We start from the raw sequence: 5,000 nt of genomic DNA on the forward strand, positions 1-5,000 counted from the left end.
TTAACAAGTCCGCAATGAGCTACTTTCCCCCTGCCAGTAAGGCGTAGTATCATCACCCACGATGTGCTTAGCTTCTTGGTTCGGGATGGAGCAAGGCGTTTCCACATCTGTATAATCACGGACATTGTTATTTAAATATTCTTTGAAAGACTGAATTTAAGAATAAAGCCTAATCTTTTATTTCTTTACTTTTTTCTTTATTCTCTTTCTTCTTTTATTTTTCTTTCTTCTTTACTTATCTTTGATAAGTCTTTATATAGAATACTTAAAAAACAATGTTAAGAGCAAGTTCTAATACAAACTCTACTTGAAAGATTTCTATTAAACTCTAAATATTATTTATATTCAAAGTTTTAAAAACCTTAACAAGGAAGTGATGCTTTATTAAAGATAAGCCAAACGCTCTATTAGTACTGGTCAGCTAAAGGACTTTCATCCATTACACACCCAGCCTATCAAACTAGTAGTCTTCTAGAGAGCTTAGAGAAGATTCATCTTAGAGTTGGCTTCACGCTTAGATGCTTTCAGCGTTTATCCTTTCCAAACTTAGCTACGCTGCGATGCTCTTGGCAGAACAACAGCTACACCAGTGGTTTGTTCAACCCGGTCCTCTCGTACTAGGGTCAAATCTCTTCAATCTTCTTACGCCCACGGCAGATAGGGACCGAACTGTCTCACGACGTTCTGAACCCAGCTCGCGTACCGCTTTAAATGGCGAACAGCCATACCCTTGGGACCTGCTCCAGCCCCAGGATGCGATGAGCCGACATCGAGGTGCCAAACCTCCCCGTCGATGTGAGCTCTTGGGGGAGATCAGCCTGTTATCCCCGGGGTACCTTTTATCCTTTGAGCGATGGCCCTTCCACACAGAACCACCGGATCACTAAGACCGACTTTCGTCTCTGCTTGACTTGTATGTCTTGCAGTTAAGCTGGCTTATACCTTTATACTCTACGAACGATTTCCAACCGTTCTGAGCCAACCTTTGTAAGCCTCCGTTATTATTTGGGAGGCGACCGCCCCAGTCAAACTACCCACCAGACATTGTCCCACTTGAGGATAACTCAAGCTGGTTAGCTACCCAAATAAGAAAGAGTGGTATCTCAACAATGGCTCATATACAACTGGCGTCATATACTCAAAGCCTCCCACCTATCCTGCACATTCTTATCCAAGTAGCAGTGTCAAGCTGTAGTAAAGGTCCACGGGGTCTTTCCGTCTTGCCGCGGGTAGGAGGAATTTTCACCTCCACTACAATTTCACTGGATCCCTCTTTGAGACAGCTCCCATCTCGTTACGCCATTCATGCAGGTCGGTATTTAACCGACAAGGAATTTCGCTACCTTAGGACCGTTATAGTTACGGCCGCCGTTTACTCGGGCTTCGATCAAGAGCTTCGCTAATGCTAACCCCATCAATTAACCTTCGAGCACCGGGCAGGCGTCACACCCTATACATCCTCTTACGAGTTAGCAGAGTGCTGTGTTTTTGGTAAACAGTCGGGAGGGACTCTTTGTTGTAAGTTTCTTCGCTTTCGGAGTAAATCCTAGTACGAAGCTAACCACACCTTATACCGAAGATACGGTGCTATTTTGCAGAGTTCCTTAAAGAGAGTTCTTCCACGCGCCTTAGAATACTCATCCCACCCACCTGTGTCGGTTTACGGTACGGGCAACATTAGCTAAACTTAGAAACTTTTCTTGGCTCGACGGCATCAGGGGTTCTTCTATCCATCCGAAGACTTCAAAAAGCCTTTCAGTTCTCGGAGTATTGTTATACGGATTTGCCTGTATAACCTCCTACAACCTTAGACTAGCACTTCCATCCGCTAGCCCCCTTAGCCCTAAGCGTCCTTCCATCGCACACTAATGTTGGTATTGGAATATTAACCAATTTGCCATCGTCTACCCCTTTCGGACTCGACTTAGGACCCGACTAACCCTACGATGACGAGCATCGCGTAGGAAACCTTGGGTTTACGGCGTTAATGATTCTCACATTAATTATCGCTACTCATGCCTGCATGCTCACTTCTATTCGCTCCAGCACTCCTTACCGGTATACCTTCGACGCAAATAGAACGCTCTCCTACCACTTGCACACAACTTAAACTACTTAACTTTAGCCTAAGAATATTTTTACTGATTTTACTAAGTTTTATTTCTATCTTTACTCTATAAAAATCAGTAAAAATATAACTAAACATATAACTTAGTTTCTCATATTCTAAACTTAAATAATCTAAGTTGTGTGCAAGTCTACAGCTTCGGTACTTACTTTAGCCCCGTTATATTTTCCGCGCAAAATCACTAGACCAGTGAGCTATTACGCTTTCTTTAAAGGATGGCTGCTTCTAAGCCAACCTCCTGGTTGTTTAAGTAACTTCACATCGTTTTCCACTTAAGTAAGATTTAGGGACCTTAGCTGGTAGTCTGGGTTGTTTCCCTCTTGACGACGGATTTTATCACTCGCCGCCTGACTGCTGTGATTACATATAAGGTATTCGGAGTTTGATAGGGTTTGGTACATTGGTGTATGCCCTAGCCCATTCAGTGCTCTACCCCCTTATATTACGACACAACGCTATACCTAAATATATTTCGGAGAGAACCAGCTATCACGAAGTTTGATTGGCCTTTCACCCCTATCCACAAGTCATCCCGGGGCTTTTCAACGCCTATGGGTTCAGTCCTCCACTAGTTCTTACACTAGCTTCAACTTGCTCATGGATAGATCACTTCGTTTCGGGTCTGCAGCATCTGACTAAGCGCCCTATTCAGACTCGCTTTCGCTACGGCTTCGCGTTTGCTTAACCTTGCCAGACACCACAACTCGCAGGCTCATTATGCAAAAGGCAGTCCATCACACTGTATTGCTACATAGTGCTCTGAATGATTGTAAGCAAATGGTTTCAGGTTCTATTTCACTCTGATCACCTCAGTTCTTTTCACCTTTCCCTCACGGTACTTGTGCACTATCGATCTGGTATTAGTATTTAGGGTTGGATCGTGGTCGACCCGGATTCAGACAGGATTCCTCGTGTCCCGCCCTACTCAGGATACTGCTAGCTAAGCTTTGTTTTTCGCATACGGGACTATCACCCTCTATGGCTATACTTTCCAGAATGTTCTGCTAAACTCAGCTCTTGCACATTGCAGTCCTACAACCCCCAGTGCAAGCACTGGGTTTGCCCTCTTGCGCTTTCGCTCGCCGCTACTGACGCAATCTCTATTGATTTCTTTTCCTGAGGGTACTAAGATGTTTCAATTCCCCTCGTTCGCTCCTATATAGGTAATGTATATCTCTATACATTGGGTTGCCCCATTCGGAAATCTACGGATCAAAGCTTCTTGACAGCTCCCCGTAGCTTATCGCAGTCTAGTACGTCCTTCATCGCCTTTACCAGTCAAGGCATCCACCATTCGCTCTTAGTAGCTTACCTTTTTTTACCTTTTATTATTGATTCTAAAACGCATCACTTCCTTGTTAAAGTTTTTATGATAAGACTTCTTTATCTTAAGACGGAAAGCATTCAAACACTTAATATAAAACTAAATGATTTAGTCTCAACTAAGCTGTGAGTTTGAAACTTGTCTTTAATTTATAAATCTTAAATCTAATATTCTCTTTATTATAGAAATAAAGATAATTAAAAGATATAAGTTAAACTAAAGAAAAGATAAATAGATTTTATCCTTTAACAAGTCCTGTAAAATTGTTTTTATTAAAACTTGCTTGTGACTCTTAACAATGATAATTAAAAAGAACATTTAGGTTTAAAACCTAAAGGAAGCATATATATTAATATAATCATTATAAATATAAATACATAATGTATATGCTATTTATATTTATTAAAGTATATTCTTTTATAGTTAAAGATAAAAATAAATCTAAGTATAGGGTTTATATTTTATATTTAATCTACTTTATATACTTGCTTTAGATTTTAAAGCTTCTTTATTCAAATCTTTTTTATGGTGGGCCTAACAAGACTTGAACTTGTGACCTCACCCTTATCAGGGGTGCACTCTAACCAGCTGAGCTATAGGCCCTTAATAAATGGTGGAGAATAGCGGGATCGAACCGCTGACCTCCTGCGTGCAAAGCAGGCGCTCTCCCAGCTGAGCTAATTCCCCATAAACAATTAGCTTTATCATCAATCTTTGAAATCTAAACAAGAATCAATTGAGTTTATATATTGAAGTAATAGTTGTGAGACTTATTACTTTGTACTCTAGAAAGGAGGTGATCCAACCGCAGGTTCTCCTACGGTTACCTTGTTACGACTTCACCCCAGTCGCTGATTCCACTGTGGACGGTAACTAGTTTAGTATTCCGGCTTCGAGTGAAATCAACTCCCATGGTGTGACGGGCGGTGAGTACAAGACCCGGGAACGTATTCACCGTAGCATGGCTGATCTACGATTACTAGCGATTCCGGCTTCATGCTCTCGAGTTGCAGAGAACAATCCGAACTGGGACATATTTTATAGATTTGCTCCACCTCGCGGTATTGCGTCTCATTGTATATGCCATTGTAGCACGTGTGTCGCCCTGGGCATAAGGGCCATGATGACTTGACGTCGTCCACACCTTCCTCCTCCTTACGAAGGCAGTCTATTTAGAGTGCTCGGCCGAACCGTTAGCAACTAAATACGTGGGTTGCGCTCGTTGCGGGACTTAACCCAACATCTCACGACACGAGCTGACGACAGCCGTGCAGCACCTGTCTCTAAGTTCTAGCAAGCTAGCACCCTCATATCTCTATAAGGTTCTTAGGATATCAAGCCCAGGTAAGGTTCTTCGCGTATCTTCGAATTAAACCACATGCTCCACCGCTTGTGCGGGTCCCCGTCTATTCCTTTGAGTTTTAATCTTGCGACCGTACTCCCCAGGCGGTACACTTAATGCGTTAGCTGCATTACTGAGATGACTAGCATCCCAACAACTAGTGTACATCGTTTAGGGCGTGGACTACCAGGGTATCTAATCCTGTT

The 5,000-nt window shown here is 42.5% G+C and carries 2 tRNA genes and 3 rRNA genes (1 of these 5 running past the window's edge); all 5 read right to left on the minus strand.

Annotated elements, in window-relative coordinates:
• Window positions 1-6 precede the first annotated feature (6 nt).
• Window positions 7-123 (minus strand): 5S ribosomal RNA (gene rrf, locus ELQ09_RS08080).
• Between the two features lie 263 nt (window positions 124-386).
• Window positions 387-3,442, minus strand: a 23S ribosomal RNA gene (locus tag ELQ09_RS08085).
• 536 nt (window positions 3,443-3,978) lie between these two features.
• A tRNA-Ile gene (locus tag ELQ09_RS08090) sits at window positions 3,979-4,055 on the minus strand.
• An 8-nt stretch (window positions 4,056-4,063) separates the two neighbouring features.
• Window positions 4,064-4,139: transfer RNA gene (locus tag ELQ09_RS08095), tRNA-Ala, on the minus strand.
• A gap of 102 nt (window positions 4,140-4,241) precedes the next feature.
• A 16S ribosomal RNA gene (locus tag ELQ09_RS08100) occupies window positions 4,242-5,000 on the minus strand; it runs 754 nt beyond the window's last position.
• The 16S, 23S and 5S rRNA genes sit together here with 2 tRNA genes alongside, the layout of an rRNA operon.

The sequence above is a fragment of the Campylobacter sp. CH186 genome (assembly GCF_004378925.1).
Lineage (GTDB): Bacteria > Campylobacterota > Campylobacteria > Campylobacterales > Campylobacteraceae > Campylobacter_D > Campylobacter_D jejuni.